Consider the following 16088-nt stretch of genomic DNA (forward strand, 5'->3'; position numbering starts at 1 on the left):
CCCCTGGTGCTCTCGCCGGACAGCGTGACAGGTCGTCGTGCGCGTCGACGGTTCACGATCGGGTCAGGCCGGGCGCGCCCGCGCGCGCAGGACCGACCCGGTCCCGCCCGCCACCACCATCACGACGACGACGCCGCACAGCGCCGAGGCCACCGGCGCCAGGCCCCAGGCCTCGACGGCGACCCCGGCGAGCAGGCTCGCGACCGCGGCCGCGAGGTAGCAGAACAGGTAGACCGCGGCCAGCGTGCCCGCGTGGGCGCCCGCGGGGCTGCGGTCGAGCAGGACCCGCATGGCGCCCGCGAACGCGACCCCGAAGCCCGCCCCGGCGACGACGGCGGCGGCCAGGTAGGCCGCGAAGCTGCCGAGCGCGATCGCCCCGACGTAGCCGGTCGTCCCGACCGCGAGGACCACCGAGCCGACGCCGAGGGCGTGCGTGGCCCGCAACCGGCTGGCTGCGAGGCCCGCGGCGGGCCCGGCGAGGTGGTAGACGGCCACGGCCAGGGCGCCGCTGAAGAGGTCCTGACGACCGAGCACCGTGACCGCCAGCGCCGGGGCCAGGGCCTGGGTGAAGCCGCCGAGCACGTACGTGGCGGCCACCAGCAGGCAGACCGCGCCGAACACGGGTCGCACGGTCGTCGGGACCCGCACCAGCGGCCGCAGCGAGCGCAGCGCGCCGGGCCCGCGCTCCACGGTCTCCGGCAGCAGCGCCACCGCGACCGCCGCGGCCACCAGCAGCGCCGCCACCACGACGAACGAGACGACCGGTGCGGCGGCCGGTGCGACCTGGACCGCCGCCCCCGACGCCAGCGCCCCGAGTGCGATGCCCCCCGGCGGGGCCCCACTGGTCACCGCGCCGGCCAGGCCGCGGCGCGGCGCCGGTTCGAGGTCGACGACGAGGGCGCCGAGCGCGCTGAGCGCGAGCCCGACCGACAGGCCCTGCACGGCCCGCCCGGCGATCAGGGGCGCCGCCGAGTCGACCGTCGCGAGCACCCCGCAGGCCAGCGCGCCGACCAGGACCGCGGGCACCGCGACCCGCCGTCGTCCCAGGTGGTCGGACAGGCTGCCGCAGCAGAGCAGGGCGACCATCAGCGGGACGATGTAGATCGCGAACGCGCCGGTGAGGGCCACCGTCGAGACGCCGTAGGTCTGCGCGTAGACGACGTAGAGCGGGGCGGGCACCCCGGCGGCGGCGCAGGTGACGAGCAGCGCGACGGACGCGACCGTGAAGGTGACGCCGGACCGGGCGGGACGGGTCACCGGGGTCGGGCCGTCCCGGCGGACGAGACGTCGGGGCTCACGGGGGCCGAGCCTACGCGGCCGCGGGGTCGTGCGCGGACGGTGACGGTGCTCGGACCCGGGGTCGCGGCCACGTCACGGTCCGGTCTCGCCCTTCGTGTCGAGGTCACTCTCGGTGCCAGCATCGCGGGGTGGACGGCGCGTCCGTCACCTGAGCAGCCCAGCCCCCCGTCGCGGAGCGAGGTCCGGAGTGCAGAAGACGTCGATCGCGTCCGTCGCGCCGCTCGACGTCGCCACCGAGCCGCACCTGTAGGGGCCGTTCGCACCCGTCACGGCCGAGACCGACGCCGTCGACCTCCGCGTCGAGGGCGAGCTCCCGCCCGAGATGGACGGCCTCTACCTCCGCAACGGCCCGAACCCGCGCTTCTCCCCCATCGGCTCCTACGTCTACCCGCTCGACGGCGACGGCAGGGTGCACGGGCTGTGGGTCTCCGAGGGCCGCGCCCGCTACGGCAACCGGTTCGTGCACACCCCGGCGCTCGACGCCGAGGAGCGGGCCGGGCACGCCCTGTGGGGCGGCATCATGAGCGGGCTGCGGCCCGACCCCGACACCGTCGGCCCGGAACTCGCCGCCCGGGGCAGGGAGCTGCCGGACATCAACGTGGTCCGGCACGGCGGCCGGCTGCTCGCGCTCGGCGAGTCGACGTGCCCGTTCGCTCTGTCGCCCGACCTGGACACGCTGGGCCGCGAGACCTTCGACGGCGCGCTCCCGGCCGGGATCACCGCCCATCCCAAGGTCGATCCGCGGACCGGCGAGATGGTCGTGTTCTGCTACGGCCTCGAACCACCGTTCCTGACGTGGGCCGTGCTCGGCCCGGACGGCCGGGCCACCCGCACCCCGACCCCGGTACCCGAGGTCGAGCGGCCCGTCATGATCCACGACATGGCGCTGACGCGGCGCTACGTCGTGGTCGTGCTGGGCCCGCTGTACTTCGACGTCGCCGCTGCGATGAGCGGCGGCTCGCTCCTCGCCTGGCGCCCTGAGGACGGCACGCGAATCGCGCTGGTGCCCCGCGACGGCTCGCCGGTGCGCTGGGCGCACACGGAGACGTTCTGGAGCTGGCACAGCGCGAACGCCTACGACGACGGGGACGCGGTCGTGCTGGACTACGTGCAGTGGGAGCGGCCGGGCGGGCTGGTCCCGGGGCCGAACGAGGGCGGGCTGTACCGCGCGACGATCGACCCGGCTTGCGGGACGATCACCCGTCGTCGGGCCGCGGAGCCGGGGTCGGTGGAGTTCCCGCGGATCGACGACCGCCGCATCGGCGAGCAGCACGGCACCGTCGCGCTGGGCGGGGAGAACGGCACCCAGGACCTCGTCGGCGGCGACAACGACGCGATCTTCTGGATCGACCCGGCCACGGGCACGACGACCCGGTGGTTCGCCGGCGACCTCGCGGTCGGCGAGCCGGCCTTCGTGCCCCGGCCCGGCGATCCCGACGAGCGTCACGGCTGGTGGGTCACCTACGCGACCGACCGCACGGACGGTGCGAGCTCGTTCCTGGTGATCCCCGCCGCGGACCCGGCCTCGGGGCCGGTGGCCCGGGTGCACGTCCCCACCCGGGTGCCGCTGGGTCTGCACGGGGCCTGGCTGCCGACGGAGGAGTGAGTGTCGGAGGGCCTCGCTACCCTCCCGTCACGTTCCGGCGCGCTCCCGTGTCGTCGCAGGAGAACCGGACGCGAGCGATGGAGACTTCCGATGAGCACCGAGGCCCCGCACACCGCCGACACCCACGAGCGCATCCGCGTCCTGGGCGCCCGGGAGAACAACCTGCGCGACGTGGACGTCGACCTGCCCAAGCGGCGGCTCACCGTGTTCACCGGGGTGTCCGGCTCGGGCAAGTCCTCGCTGGTGTTCGCGACGATCGCGGCGGAGTCCCAGCGGCTGATCAACGAGACCTACTCGACGTTCGTGCAGGGCTTCATGCCCTCGCTCGCGCGGCCGGACGTCGACGTCCTCGACGGGCTGACCACCGCGATCATCGTCGACCAGCAGCGGCTCGGCGCCGATCCGCGCTCCACGGTCGGCACCGCCACCGACGCGGGCGCGATGCTGCGCATCCTGTTCAGCCGCCTCGGCGAGCCGCACATCGGGTCCGCGCAGGCCTTCTCGTTCAACGTCGCCTCGATCAGCGGGGCCGGTGCGGTGACCACCACGAAGAACGGGCAGGAGGTCAAGGAGCGGCGCGAGTTCTCGATCACCGGCGGGATGTGCCCCCGCTGCGAGGGCCGCGGGGCGGTCTCCGACTTCGACCTGACCGCGCTCTACGACGAGGACAAGTCCCTCGACGAGGGCGCGCTGACCATCCCCGGCTACAGCATGGACGGCTGGTTCGGCCGCATCTTCCGGGGCAGCGGGTTCTTCGACACCACCAGGCCGATCAAGGCCTTCACCAAGAAGCAGCAGCACGACCTGCTGTACAAGGAGCCCACCAAGATCGTGGTCGAGGGGATCAACCTCACCTACGAGGGGCTGATCCCGAAGATCCAGAAGTCGATGCTGTCCAAGGACCGCGAGGCGATGCAGCCCCACATCCGGGCCTTCGTCGACCGCGCGGTCGTCTTCACCACCTGCCCGGACTGCGAGGGCACCCGCCTCACCGAGGCCGCCCGCTCGTCGCGCATCCGCGGGGTGAACATCGCCGAGGCGAGCGCCATGCAGATCAGCGACCTCGCGGACTGGGTGCGCGGTCTCGACGACGAGTCCGTGAAGCCGCTGCTGGAGTCGCTGTCGCACACGCTCGACTCGTTCGTGCGGATCGGCCTCGGCTACCTCTCGCTGGAGCGGCCCTCCGGGACGCTGTCCGGCGGGGAGGCGCAGCGCACGAAGATGATCCGGCACCTCGGGTCGGCCCTCACCGACGTCACCTACGTGTTCGACGAGCCCACCATCGGGCTGCACCCGCACGACATCGCCCGGATGAACGACCTCCTGCTCGCCCTGCGCGACAAGGGCAACACCGTCCTGGTCGTCGAGCACAAGCCGGAGACGATCGGGATCGCCGACCACGTCGTCGACCTCGGCCCCGGGGCGGGCACCGACGGCGGCACGATCCAGTTCGAGGGCACCGTCCCCGAGCTGCGGGCCAGCGGCACCGTCACCGGTCGCCACCTCGACGACCGCGCGGCCCTCAAGGACGCGGTGCGGGCGCCGTCCGGGCAGCTCGAGGTCCGCGGGGCGAGCACGCACAACCTGCGCGACGTCGACGTCGACATCCCGCTCGGGGTCCTCGTGGCGCTGACCGGGGTCGCCGGGTCGGGCAAGAGCTCGCTGATCAGCGGGTCGGTGGCCGGGCTGGAGGGCGTGGAGGTCGTCGACCAGGCACCGATCCGCGGCTCGCGGCGCAGCAACCCGGCCACGTACACCGGTCTGCTCGAGCCGATCCGCAAGGCGTTCGCGAAGGCCAACGGCGTGAAGCCGGCGCTGTTCAGCGCGAACTCCGAGGGCGCCTGCCCGAACTGCAACGGCGCCGGCGTGATCGACACCGACCTCGGGCCGATCGCCTCCGTGGCGGTCACGTGCGAGGTGTGCGAGGGCAAGCGGTTCTCGGCCGACGTCCTGGAGTTCCGGTTCGGCGGGCAGGACATCAGCGAGGTGCTGGCGATGTCGGTGGCCCAGGCGGAGGAGTTCTTCCGTCAGGGTGACGCGAAGCTGCCGGCGGCCCACCGGATCCTGGAGCGGCTCGTCGACGTCGGGCTCGGCTACCTGCGCCTGGGTCAGCCGCTCAACACCCTCTCCGGGGGCGAGCGGCAGCGGCTCAAGCTCGCCGACCACCTCGGGGCGAAGGGCGGCGTCTACGTCCTCGACGAACCGACCACCGGCCTGCACCTCGCCGACGTCGAGGCCCTGCTCGGGCTGCTCGACCGCCTCGTCGACGCCGGCAAGTCGGTGATCGTCATCGAGCACCACCAGGCCGTGATGGCCCACGCCGACTGGATCATCGACCTCGGCCCGGGCGCGGGGCACGACGGCGGGCAGGTCGTGTTCACCGGCACCCCGGCCGACCTGGTGGCGTCGCGGTCCACGCTGACCGGCGAGCACCTGGCCGACTACGTGGGCTCTCCCGCCACGTAGCCCGGGGCGATCCACGGCGGGAGCCGGTCGGGGACCTCGACGACCACCCGGTGCTCGCGGAACACGACTTCGGCGAGCCGGCCGTCCAGCGTCACGTCCACCGGTTCGAGGTTCTCCGGCTCCCCCGGGTCCCGCCCGATGGCGGCCGCGACGAACGCGCGCATCGGGCCGGAGTGGGTGCTCACGAGGGCCACCTCCTCCTTCGCCGCGAGCGCTCGCACCCCGGCCCAGAGCCGGTAGACCGCGACCTGCGGCGGCTCGAAGCGCAGCGTGGTCGAGGTCAGCCACCGATCGATGGGCCCGCCGGTCTTGGACAGCTCCCCGTAGTTCGCGTCGAACCGGTCGTACTCGAGGGCCCAGTCGGGATCGGCGCCCGACCCCGGGTCGAGGGCGATCCGGTCGGCCGCGACGGCGGACGACTCGCGGGCGACGCCGTCGTGGAAGAACCGCAGGCTGTCGAAGTGCGCGTCCGGCTCGAGGTCGCCCAGCGCGAGGCCGTGGTCGTCGCCGAGCGCCTCGGCGAACGCGGCCCGCAGCGTCACCGCGGTGGCGGTCCCGCGGGCGGTCGGGGCGTGCGGGAACCGGATCCTCGTGCCGTCGGGGGCGGTGACCAGTTCCTTGGCCAGCTGCCTCCCCCGGTCCCGCGCCTGGGCCTGCCCGAGCTCGGTCAGCCCGAGGTCGCCGGAGTAGCCGTGGGTCTCGCCGTGGCGCAGGAGGACGACGCGGTACATGCGGGCCAGCCTGCCCGGCCGGACGGCCGGTGTTCCAGCGGTGCGTTGCCCGCGGGCGAACGGGCGGGCCGCGAGTGCGACATCGGACAGCTTCGACGGCCCCGGAACCTGCGCCATGTCGCACTCGGCGTGGCGGGCCGGCACGCTCGCCGCGAGTGCCACATCGGGCAGGTTCGGCGGCCTCGGAACCTGCGCCGTGTCGCACTCGGCGCAGGCGCAGGTGCCTGGTGGGCGCAGCAGGATTCGAACCTGCGACCGACGGCTTGTAAGGCCGGCGCTCTACCGCTGAGCTATGCGCCCTCGGACGACGGGCCCCGGGAACGGTAGCCCGGGACCCGTCGTCGTCACCGCGAATTACGCCGCGGCCTTGAGCTCCTCGATGGCGTCCTTCCAGCCCTGCTGGTTGCGGGCGTCGCCGGGGCCGTTGTGCTCGGCGAAGCGCACGACGCCGTCGGCGTCGATGAGGAAGGTGCCGCGGAACGCGAACCCGAGGTCGGCGGAGAACACCCCGTAGGCCTCGGCGGTCGCACCGTGCGGCCAGAAGTCGGAGAGCAGCGGGAACTGGTAGTTCTCCTGCGTGGCCCAGGCCTTCAACGACCAGGTGGTGTCGACCGAGATGCCGAGGATCTGGACGTCGTCGTTCTGGAACGCCGAGAGGTCGTCACGGGCCGAGCAGAGCTCGCCGGTGCAGATCCCGGAGAAGGCGAAGGGGTAGAAGACGAGCAGGACGGCCTGCTTGCCGCGGAAGTCGGAGAGCGAGACCTCCTGGCCGTCCTGGTTCTTCAGCGTGAACTCGGGGGCCTTCGAGCCCACCTCGACGGTCATGGCGCGTGCGTCTCCTCACGGGTGTTCGACAGGTGCGGGCGCCACCCTAGCGAGGTCGGGGTCAGAGGCGGACCGAGACGCTGCCGGTGTACCGGCCGGCGAGCAGGTCGACGCACTTACGCCCGATGACGCTGGGCGGGAAGGCGGCCACGACCGGTCCGCCTCCCCGCGGGCCTCAGCGCTTGCCCCGTCCTCCGGACTTCGGCGCCACCAGCCGGGTGCCCACCCAGCCGTCGGAGATGTTGACGTTCGAGGTCTGAGACAGCCCCGCGGTGGGCGCCGCCTCGGCGATCTCGGAGGGCTCGACGTGCCCCCCGTAGCCGGTCTTGGGTGTCAGCACCCAGACCACGCCGTTGTCGTCGAGGGGTCCGCGGGCGTCCATGAGGGCGTCGACGAGGTCCCCGTCGTCGTCGCGCCACCACAGCAGCACCACGTCGACGACCTCCTGCGCGTCCTCGTCGAGGAGGTCCTCGCCGCAGCGGTCCTCGATCGCCGATCGGACGTCGTCGTCGACGTCGGAGCCCCATCCCAGTTCCTGGACGATCATCCCCGGCTCGACCCCGAGCTTGCCCGCCAGATCGTTCCGGCTGCCGTCGGAGTCCCCCGCGGCCGCGACCACGTGTCCCGTCCCTCCTCCGTGTCCGGGCGCACCCCCGGGTACGCCGCACCGACGACCCGTCCGGGTGTCGTGACGCACAGCGAACACGGCCGGGGTGCCGGACGCAACCAGCCACGCGGCCGCGGGGGTGACGACGTCGTGTCGCCGCGGGACTCGACGGATCGGGGCTACCCGCCGGTAGAGATGACGTTCCGGCGACACGGGGTGACCATGGGAGGCCCCCACGGCGATCCCGCGGGCAGAATCGGTTCCGATCGTCCGCGTCACACCACGAGGCGACGGCGGACCCCCGAGAGCGAGGAGTGGCAGGAGTTGTCAGCGCAGAACGAGGCCCGACCCGACAACCGCGTGCACGTCATCCGGGACGGGCTCTCCACGCACCTGCCCGACATCGATCCCGACGAGACCGCGGAGTGGATCGAGTCGTTCGACGGGGTCCTCGACTCGGCGGGACAGCAGCGGGCCCGGTTCCTGATCCTGCAGCTGCTCCAGCGCGCCCGGGAGCGCCGCGTCACGGTGCCGAGCCTGTACTCCACCGACTACGTCAACACCATCCCTACCGACCAGGAGCCGTGGTTCCCCGGCGACGAGGAGACCGAGCGCCGCTACCGCGCCTGGATCCGGTGGAACGCCGCGGCCATGGTGCACCGCGCGCAGCGGCCCGGCGTCGGGGTCGGCGGGCACATCTCGACCTACGCCTCGGCCGCGTCGCTCTACGAGGTCGGCTTCAACTGGTTCTTCCGCGGCAAGGACCACCCCGGCGGCGGCGACCACGTCTACATCCAGGGCCACGCCTCCCCCGGCATCTACGCCCGCGCCTTCCTCGAGGGTCGCCTCGGCGCCGAGCACCTCGACGGGTTCCGCCAGGAGCTCTCGCACGCCGGGCCGGGCGGGGGCCTGCCGTCGTACCCGCACCCGCGGCTCATGCCGTGGTTCTGGGAGCACCCGACGGTGTCGATGGGTCTCGGCCCGATCAACGCGATCTTCCAGGCGCGGTTCGACAAGTACCTGCACAACCGCGGGATGAAGGACACCTCGCAGCAGCACACCTGGGCGTTCCTCGGTGACGGCGAGATGGACGAGCCGGAGTCGCGCGGCGCGATCCACGTGGCCGCGGCCGAGGGCCTGGACAACCTGACCTTCGTCGTGAACTGCAACCTGCAGCGCCTCGACGGCCCGGTGCACGGCAACGGCAAGGTCATCCAGGAGCTGGAGTCGTTCTTCCGCGGCGCCGGCTGGAACGTCATCAAGGTGGTCTGGGGCCGGGAGTGGGACCGGCTGCTGCACGCCGACCGCGACGGCGCGCTGATCAACCTCATGAACACCACGCCGGACGGCGACTTCCAGACCTACAAGGCCAACGACGGCGCCTACGTCCGCGAGCACTTCTTCGGGCGCGACCCGCGCACCAAGGAGCTCGTCAAGGACCTGTCCGACGACGACGTCTGGAACCTCAAGCGCGGCGCGCACGACTACCGCAAGGTCTACGCCGCCTACCAGGCCGCGATGGAGCACGAGGGCCGCCCGACGGTCATCCTCGCCAAGTCGATCAAGGGCTACACGCTCGGACCGACGTTCGAGGGCCGCAACGCGACCCACCAGATGAAGAAGCTGACCCTCGACGACCTCAAGACCTTCCGCGACGAGGTCCGGGTGCCGATCAGCGACGCCGAGCTGGAGCGCGACCCGTACCTGCCGCCCTACTACCACCCCGGCAAGGAGGCGCCCGAGATCCAGTACATGCTCGAGCGCCGCCGCCAGCTCGGCGGACCCTCCCCCGAGCGTCGGCTGCGCCACCAGCCGCTGGTGCTGCCGGGCGACAAGGCCTACGACGTGGTCAAGCGCGGATCCGGGAAGCAGGAGATCGCGACGACCATGGCCTTCGTCCGCCTGGTCAAGGAGCTGACCCGCGACGAGGGCATCGGCAAGCGGGTCATCCCGATCATCCCCGACGAGGCGCGCACGTTCGGGATGGACTCGTTCTTCTCGAACCTCAAGATCTACAATCCGCAGGGCCAGATCTACACCTCGGTCGACGCCGACCAACTGCTCGCCTACCGGGAGTCCGAGACCGGGCAGCTGCTGCACGAGGGCATCAACGAGGCCGGCTCCGTCGCCTCGTTCACCGCGGTCGGCACGTCCTACGCCACCCACGGCGAACCGATGATCCCGATCTACATCTTCTACTCGATGTTCGGGTTCCAGCGCACCGGCGACGGCATCTGGGCCGCCGCGGACCAGATGGCGCGCGGCTTCCTGCTCGGTGCGACGGCGGGTCGGACGACGCTGGTCGGCGAGGGCCTGCAGCACAACGACGGGCACTCGCTGCTGCTCGCGGCCACGAACCCCGCGGTCGTCTCCTACGACCCGGCGTTCGCCTTCGAGATCGGCCACATCGTGCGCGACGGCCTGCAGCGGATGTACGGGCAGGGCGAGCAGGAGTCCCCGCCCGCCGAGACCGAGCGCGAGGCCGGGACCGAGGACCGCCGCGACCCGAACGTCCTCTACTACCTCACCGTCTACAACGAGCCCTACCGGCAGCCGGCCGAGCCGGACGGGATCGACGTCGACGGGCTGCTGCGCGGGCTCTACCGCTACGCCCAGGCCCCCGGCGGGCCGGGGCCGCGCGCCCAGATCCTGGCCAGCGGCGTCGCGATGAGCTGGGCGCAGCGGGCCCAGGAGATGCTCGCCGCCGAGTGGGGCGTGCAGGCCGACCTGTGGTCGGCCACGTCCTACGGCGAGCTGCGCCGCGACGGGGTGGCGTGCGAGCAGCACAACCAGGCCCACCCCGAGGCCGAGCCGCGCACGCCCTACGTGACGACCGCGCTCGCGGAGGCCGCCGGCCCCGTCGTCGCCGTCTCGGACTGGATGCGCGCCGTCCCCGACCTGATCCGCCCCTGGGTCCCGGGCGACTACACGACGCTCGGCACCGACGGGTTCGGCCTCTCCGACACCCGGCCCGCCACCCGCCGGCACTTCGGGGTGGACGCCGAGAACGTCGTCGTCGCCGTGCTCGCGGCGCTGGCGCGGCGCGGTGAGGTCGACCAGTCCACGGTGCGCGACGCGGCCGCCCGCTACCAGGTCCACGACCCGCAGGCCGCCGGACCGCAGGAGTCGGACAGCGGGGTGGCCTAGCTCGTGACCTCGCGGTGACTTTCTGGGGCTCGGGGCTGGTTTCCTCCCCCAGGGATGCCGCTAGGCTGTCGCCGAACGCTCGGTCCTCCCCGTAGCCAACGGGGCCACCGGCGGGTCCGGCAGTTGGAGTACATCGCTCCGGCGGCGGCTTGAAGGCCGGGGGCGCCCGAAGCCCCCGGGACATCGGTATGAGGAGCAGGAATGGCAGAAGGCACCGTCAAGTGGTTCAACAGCGAGAAGGGCTTCGGCTTCCTCGCTCCCGACGGTGGTGGCGCTGACGTCTTCGTCCACTACTCGGCGATCCAGTCTCGCGGGTTCCGGACCCTGGACGAGGGGCAGCGCGTCTCGTTCGACGTCGAGCAGGGCCAGAAGGGCCTGCAGGCCGTTCAGGTCACGCCGCTGTAAGTAGCGCGCACACGCGTCACTCGAGAGCGGGGCTCCGGCCGGCACCCAGTGCCGGTCGGGGCCCCGCTTCCGTTCGTCGGGAGGGGGTCGACGATGACCCGGGTCCGCACCCCGGTCTCCGAGGACACCTTCCGCCGCCTGGAGCTCGCCACCGGGGGCGTCGCCGGCGCCGGCGTGGCCGAGATGTCCTCGCGGCTGCCGTGGTTCGGCCGGCTCACCGCCGACCAGCGCGCCGGCGTCCTGCTCGTCACCCAGCTCGGCGCCGCCAACTTCGTCACCTGGCTCCGTGACCCGGACGCCACCCCCGGCCTGACCGCCGAGGCCTTCCGCAGCGCCCCGCCGGACCTGGCCCGCCGGATGAGCCTGCGCCAGACCGTGGAGCTCGTCCGCATCGCGACCGAGGTCTTCGAGGACCGCATCCCCACGGTCGGCGCCAACCGTACGGAGCGGGCCACCCTGGTCGCCGCGGTGCTGCGGTTCGGGCGGGAGGTCGCCTTCGCCGCGGCCACGGTGTACGCCTCGGCGGCCGAGGCCCGAGGGGCGTGGGACGCCCGGCTGGAGGCGCTGGTCGTCGACGCCGTCGTCCGGGGCGACAGCGACTCCGCGGACTCCGCCGGCGCCGTCCTGTCCCGCGCGGCCGCCCTCGGCTGGGCCCCAGCCGCCCGCGCGCGGGTCCTGGTGGGCACGCCACCGGTCGAGGGCCCCGACCCCGCCCGGCCCTCCGGCCCCGACCCGCTGCACGGCGTCCGCCGCGCGGCCCACCGGGCCGGCGCCGCGGTGCTGCTCGGCGCGCACGGCAGCGCCCTGCTCATGATCACCTCGGCCGACGACGGGGCCGACGACGCGCTGCGCACCCTGACCGACGCGTTCGGGCCCGGCCCGGTGGTCGCCGGCCCGGTGGTGGACGGGCTGCTCGAGGCGCACACCTCCGCGGCCCGCGCGCTCGCCGGGCACCGCGCGGTCGCCGCCCGGCCGAGCGCGCCCCGCCCCGTCGCCGCCGACGACCTGCTCCCCGAGCGCGTCCTGGCCGGCGACCGCACCGCGGTGACGACGCTCGTGGACGACGTGGCGCGGCCGCTGCGCGAGGCCGGCGGAGCGCTCACCGAGACCGTGGAGAGCTACCTCGACCACGCCGGGGTGCTCGAGGCGTGCGCCCGCTCGCTGTTCGTGCACCCGAACACCGTCCGCTACCGGCTGCGGCGAGTGGCCGACCTCACCGGCTCCCACCCGGGTGACGCGCGCGGCGCGACGTTGTTGCGTATGGCCATCGCGCTCGACCGCCTCCGCGCGACCGGCGCCACACCGGACACCTGACACGGCGCGCTGAGCTGCATCGACGTCGCGATCCGCGACCTCGCGCCGCCGGAGCAGGAGTCTCGATCGATCCAGAGCCACCCGTCGTCGGGACGGGGCCTTGTCGGGTTCCCACAACGAACCCCGGCGAGGATTCGTCACCCCGGTGTCTGCTCCGCACCCCCCTCGCGTGGTGGAGTACGACGTGTGATCGCGATCCTCGCGCCCGGCCAGGGCGCCCAGAAGCCCGGGATGCTCGCCCCGTGGACCGAGCGGCCCGCGCTGGCCGGGCGTCTGGACGAGTACTCCGAGGCCGCCGGGCTCGACCTGGCGCACCTGGGCACCGAGGCGGACGCCGACACGATCGCCGACACGGCGGTGACGCAGCCCCTGCTCGTCGCGAGTGCCCTGCTGTCCGCGGAGGCGCTCCTCGGCGAGCTCGGCGGGACGCTCGGGTCGACCACCGGCCTGCCCGCGGACACGTACGTGGCCGGGCACTCCGTGGGCGAGCTCGCGGCCGCCGCCATCGCAGGTGTCCTCGCTCCCGCGCTGGCCGTGGCCCTCGCCGCCGTGCGCGGGCGGGAGATGGCCGCCGCGTGCGCCGTCGAGCCCACGGGCATGGCCGCCGTCCTCGGTGGGGACTCCGACGACGTGCTCCGGGTGCTCGCCGACCACGACCTCGAGCCGGCCAACCGCAACGGGGCCGGCCAGGTCGTCGCGGCCGGCCGCACCGGCGACGTCGAGGCGCTGGCCGCCGCACCGCCCGAGGGCGCGCGGGTCCGCCCGCTGGCCGTGGCCGGCGCGTTCCACACGCGCTTCATGGAGCCGGCCGAGAAGGCCCTGGGGTCGTGGGTCGCGGAGCACCGGGGCGAGCTCGCGCCCGCCGACCCGGTGCTGCCGCTGCTCTCCGACGCCGACGGGGCCGTCGTCACCTCCGGGGACGAGATGCTGGACCGGCTCGTCGCCCAGGTGACACGGTCGGTGCGCTGGGACTCCTGCCTGGACACCCTGCGCGCGGCCGGCATCACCACCGCCGTCGAGCTCACCCCCGCCGGGACGCTGACCGGGATGGTCAAGCGTCAGATCAAGGGCACCGCCACCGTGAACGTCTCCACCCCCGAGCACCTCGAGGCCGCCGTCGACGCCCTGCGGGGTGCGGCATGAGCGTCTCCCTCGCCCGCGCCGAGGGCGTCGCCGGCGCCCGCATCCTGGGCCTCGGCAGCTCCCAGCCCGACCGGGTCGTCACCAACGACGAGCTGGCCCAGCGGGTCGAGACCAACGACGAGTGGATCCGCAGCCGCGTCGGGATCGCCGAGCGCCGGTTCGCCGCGGAGACCGACTCGGTCGTCTCGATGGGCGCCGACGCGGGCTCGAAGGCCCTCGCCGACGCCGGGCTGGCCCCCACCGACCTCGACGCCGTCATCGTCGCCACCTGCACGATGCCGACGCCGATCCCGAACGCCGCCGCGCAGATGTCCGACCGCATCGGCGTCAACGCCATCGCCGCGTTCGACGTCAACGCCGCGTGCGCCGGCTTCTGCTACGGCGTGGGCATCGGGTCGGACATGATCCGGGCCGGCAGCGCGCGCAACGTCCTCGTCGTCGGGTCGGAGAAGCTGACCGACTGGCTCGACATGGACGACCGCTCCGTGTGCATCATCTTCGCCGACGCCGCCGGGGCGGCCGTGCTCACCGCGGCCGAGACGCCCGAGGAGGTCGGGGTCGGACCGGTCGTGCTGGGCGCCGCGGGCGACCTGGTGTCGACCATCGGCATCGACGAGAAGAACTTCCTGCGCCAGGAGGGCCAGGCGGTCTTCCGGTGGGCCACCACGAAGATCGCGCCGACCGCCCTGAAGGCGGTCGAACGGGCCGGGCTGACCCCGGCCGACATCGACGTCCTGGTCCCGCACCAGGCGAACCTGCGGATCGTCGAGGCCATCGCGAAGAAGCTCAAGGCCGAGGGCGCGCGGGACGACCTGGTCGTCGCCGACGACATCGTGCACTCCGGCAACACCAGCTCCGCCTCGATCCCCATGGCGATCGACCACATGCGCGCCGCCGGGCGGGTGAAGTCCGGGGACGTGGCCCTGCTGGTCGGGTTCGGAGCCGGCCTGTCCTACGGCGGCCAGGTCGTCGTCCTCCCCTAGCCTCGCACCCGACACACCACCCGAAGGAAAGGACAGCCGAGTGGCTTCCAAGGAAGAGATCCTGCCCGACCTCGCGAGCATCGTCGAGGAGGTGGCCGGCGTCGACGCCGCCGAGGTCACCCCGGAGAAGTCGTTCGTCGACGACCTCGACATCGACTCGCTGTCGATGGTGGAGATCGCCGTGCAGGCCGAGGACAAGTTCGGGGTCAAGATCCCGGACGACGAGCTGGCCAAGCTCACCACCGTGTCCGACGCCGTCGACTACATCTCCTCGCACTCGTGAGCGCCGCCGGCCAGGGGGTCGTCGTCACCGGGATGGGAGCGACGACCCCGCTCGGCGGAGACGTGCAGTCCACCTGGGACGGTCTCCTGGCCGGCCGCAGCGGGGCGCGGCCGATCGAGGACGACTGGCCCGCCCGCTTCGAGCTGCCGGTGGACTTCGCCTCCCAGCTCGCCGTCGAACCGTCGGAATCCCTCAAGCGCGTCGAGATGCGGCGCCTCGACCGCTCGGAGCAGGTCGCGATCATCGCGGCCCGCCAGGCGTGGGAGCACGCCGACCTGGGCGACTACCCGGCGACCGACGGCGGGTCGCCGAAGGTCGACGGGCTGCGGCTGGCCGTGATCATCGGGACCGGGATCGGCGGGGCGACCACGCTGCTGGGTCAGGACGACCTGCTCGAGCAGCAGGGGCTGCGCAAGGTCGCCGTCCTGACGATCCCCATGCTCATGCCCAACGGACCCGCGGCCCACGTCGGCCTGGAGTTCGGTGCGGCCGCGGGCATCCACGCGCCGGTGTCGGCGTGTGCGTCCGGCGCCGAGGCGATCGCCTGGGGCTGGCGGATGCTGCAGGCGGACGAGGTCGACGTGGTCGTGGCCGGCGGGGCCGAGGCGTGCATCGCGCCGATCACCCTGGCCGGGTTCTGCCAGGCCCGGACCATGGCGCACGACTGGGACGACCCGACCCTGGCCTCCCGCCCGTTCGACGCGAAGCGCAACGGCTTCGTGCTCGGCGAGGGCGCGGGCATGGTCGTGCTCGAGCGCGCGGAGTTCGCCGAGGCGCGCGGGGCCACCGTGCACGGGCGGATCGCGGGCATCGGCACCAGTGCGGACGCGTACCACATCACGGCCCCCGACCCCGAGGGCACGGGCCAGTCGCGCGCCATCGCGGCCGCGCTGCGCACCGCCGGCCTGGAGCCGTCCGACGTCGGGCACGTCAACTGCCACGCGACCTCCACCCCGGTGGGCGACGTCGCCGAGACCGTGGCCGTGCGCAAGGCGATCGGCGACCACCCGGTGCTGACCGCCCCCAAGGGCTCGCTGGGCCACCTGCTCGGCGCGGCCGGCGCGGTGGAGGCGATCGCGACGATCCTGGCGGTGCGCGACGGCATCGTCCCCCCGACCGCCAACCTCACCGACCTCGACGGCGACGTCGAGCTCGACGTGGTCGCGGGCGAGGCGCGCAAGGTCGACCTCACCGCGGCGATCAACGACTCGTTCGGCTTCGGCGGCCACAACGTCAGCTTGTGCTTCGCACGTGAGCACTAAGTGGGCCTATGAGCCCA

Annotated in this window: 12 protein-coding genes, 1 tRNA gene and 1 pseudogene; 9 read left to right on the forward strand and 5 right to left on the reverse strand. The window is 73.4% G+C overall.

The window, feature by feature from the left end:
• Window positions 1-63: 63 nt before the first annotated feature.
• The gene (locus WCD74_RS25225) at window positions 64-1257 is read right to left on the reverse strand and encodes an MFS transporter (protein ID WP_337697660.1); all 1194 of its coding nucleotides are present in this window, start codon (window positions 1255-1257) and stop codon (window positions 64-66) included.
• Window positions 1258-1567: 310 nt separating this feature from the next.
• Here WCD74_RS25225 and WCD74_RS25230 point away from each other — a divergent pair.
• Together WCD74_RS25230 and WCD74_RS25235 are read left to right on the forward strand one after the other, a co-directional pair.
• Window positions 1568-2905, forward strand: a pseudogene (locus tag WCD74_RS25230) (carotenoid oxygenase family protein); the annotation flags it as partial.
• Between the two features lie 90 nt (window positions 2906-2995).
• Entirely contained in the window at window positions 2996-5371 is a 2376-nt protein-coding gene (locus tag WCD74_RS25235; RefSeq protein ID WP_337697661.1) for an ATP-binding cassette domain-containing protein, read from the forward strand.
• Here the strand turns inward: WCD74_RS25235 and WCD74_RS25240 are convergent.
• From WCD74_RS25240 to WCD74_RS25255, 4 genes are all read right to left on the reverse strand, one after another.
• On the reverse strand, window positions 5347-6102 hold the full coding sequence (locus WCD74_RS25240; RefSeq protein WP_337697662.1) for a histidine phosphatase family protein: 756 nt from the start codon (window positions 6100-6102) through the stop codon (window positions 5347-5349). The two genes, WCD74_RS25235 and WCD74_RS25240, sit on opposite strands and share 25 nt — an antisense overlap.
• A 225-nt stretch (window positions 6103-6327) precedes the next feature.
• Window positions 6328-6402: transfer RNA gene (locus tag WCD74_RS25245), tRNA-Val, on the reverse strand.
• A gap of 54 nt (window positions 6403-6456) precedes the next feature.
• On the reverse strand, window positions 6457-6927 hold the full coding sequence (locus tag WCD74_RS25250) for a peroxiredoxin (protein WP_337697663.1): 471 nt from the start codon (window positions 6925-6927) through the stop codon (window positions 6457-6459).
• 175 nt (window positions 6928-7102) lie between these two features.
• The gene (locus WCD74_RS25255) at window positions 7103-7546 is read right to left on the reverse strand and encodes a DUF3052 domain-containing protein (protein WP_337697664.1); all 444 of its coding nucleotides are present in this window, start codon (window positions 7544-7546) and stop codon (window positions 7103-7105) included.
• A gap of 312 nt (window positions 7547-7858) precedes the next feature.
• Here WCD74_RS25255 and aceE point away from each other — a divergent pair, with 312 nt between their 5' ends.
• The 7 genes from aceE (at window position 7859) to WCD74_RS25290 (ending at window position 16071) form a co-directional block, all read left to right on the forward strand.
• Window positions 7859-10681, forward strand: coding sequence for a pyruvate dehydrogenase (acetyl-transferring), homodimeric type (gene aceE / locus WCD74_RS25260; protein ID WP_337697665.1), 2823 nt, complete (start codon window positions 7859-7861; stop codon window positions 10679-10681).
• Window positions 10682-10882: 201 nt separating this feature from the next.
• Window positions 10883-11086, forward strand: a complete 204-nt coding sequence (locus tag WCD74_RS25265) for a cold-shock protein (RefSeq protein WP_018331418.1) — start codon at window positions 10883-10885, stop codon at window positions 11084-11086.
• Between the two features lie 93 nt (window positions 11087-11179).
• Window positions 11180-12400 carry a PucR family transcriptional regulator gene (locus WCD74_RS25270; RefSeq protein WP_337697666.1) on the forward strand — a complete coding sequence of 407 codons (1221 nt, stop codon included), beginning with the start codon at window positions 11180-11182 and terminating at the stop codon, window positions 12398-12400.
• 186 nt (window positions 12401-12586) lie between these two features.
• Complete coding sequence (locus tag WCD74_RS25275; protein WP_337697667.1) at window positions 12587-13543, forward strand: ACP S-malonyltransferase; 957 nt, start codon at window positions 12587-12589, stop codon at window positions 13541-13543.
• A complete protein-coding gene (locus WCD74_RS25280) occupies window positions 13540-14526 on the forward strand; it encodes a beta-ketoacyl-ACP synthase III (RefSeq protein WP_337697668.1) in 987 nt (328 codons plus the stop codon). The genes WCD74_RS25275 and WCD74_RS25280 overlap by 4 nt, the downstream gene beginning before the upstream one ends.
• Before the next feature lie 40 nt (window positions 14527-14566).
• On the forward strand, window positions 14567-14809 hold the full coding sequence (locus WCD74_RS25285) for an acyl carrier protein (protein ID WP_337697669.1): 243 nt from the start codon (window positions 14567-14569) through the stop codon (window positions 14807-14809).
• Complete coding sequence (locus WCD74_RS25290) at window positions 14806-16071, forward strand: beta-ketoacyl-[acyl-carrier-protein] synthase family protein (RefSeq protein WP_337697670.1); 1266 nt, start codon at window positions 14806-14808, stop codon at window positions 16069-16071. The genes WCD74_RS25285 and WCD74_RS25290 overlap by 4 nt, the downstream gene beginning before the upstream one ends.
• The last annotated feature ends 17 nt before the right edge of the window (window positions 16072-16088 follow it).

This window comes from Actinomycetospora aurantiaca, assembly GCF_037401875.1.
Classification (GTDB): Bacteria; Actinomycetota; Actinomycetes; order Mycobacteriales; family Pseudonocardiaceae; genus Actinomycetospora; species Actinomycetospora aurantiaca.

What these genes read in the sequence shown, in the direction of transcription:
- WCD74_RS25235 (WP_337697661.1), top strand. Translation starts at nt 2,996, where the DNA reads ATGAGCACCGAGGCCCCGCACACCGCCGACACCCACGAGCGCATCCGC.
- WCD74_RS25240 (WP_337697662.1), bottom strand. Translation starts at nt 6,102, where the DNA reads ATGTACCGCGTCGTCCTCCTGCGCCACGGCGAGACCCACGGCTACTCC.
- WCD74_RS25250 (WP_337697663.1), bottom strand. Translation starts at nt 6,927, where the DNA reads ATGACCGTCGAGGTGGGCTCGAAGGCCCCCGAGTTCACGCTGAAGAAC.
- WCD74_RS25265 (WP_018331418.1), top strand. Translation starts at nt 10,883, where the DNA reads ATGGCAGAAGGCACCGTCAAGTGGTTCAACAGCGAGAAGGGCTTCGGC.
- WCD74_RS25270 (WP_337697666.1), top strand. Translation starts at nt 11,180, where the DNA reads ATGACCCGGGTCCGCACCCCGGTCTCCGAGGACACCTTCCGCCGCCTG.
- WCD74_RS25280 (WP_337697668.1), top strand. Translation starts at nt 13,540, where the DNA reads ATGAGCGTCTCCCTCGCCCGCGCCGAGGGCGTCGCCGGCGCCCGCATC.